Below are 234 nucleotides of genomic sequence, written 5' to 3' on the forward strand. Positions count from 1 at the left end.
CAAAGCAGTGCTTTGAGCTGACTACGGCTAGCTTCCTAGTTTGCTCTTTGATTTTCATTGAGTATTGAATTATTTTATTTGCAAAGTATATCTTTTTCAGGAGCAGAAAGCAAGAAAAAATTGACTGAAAGTGTCTCAGCCGATTGGAAAGGCTCGCTTTATCCTATAAAGCATCTTATTTTCTTCATTGAAAAAAGCCTTTCTTTCTGCTATAATCCCGACTTTATCACTTAA

This window comes from Streptococcus sp. 4155 (assembly GCF_013276695.1).
Taxonomy (GTDB): domain Bacteria; phylum Bacillota; class Bacilli; order Lactobacillales; family Streptococcaceae; genus Streptococcus; species Streptococcus pseudopneumoniae.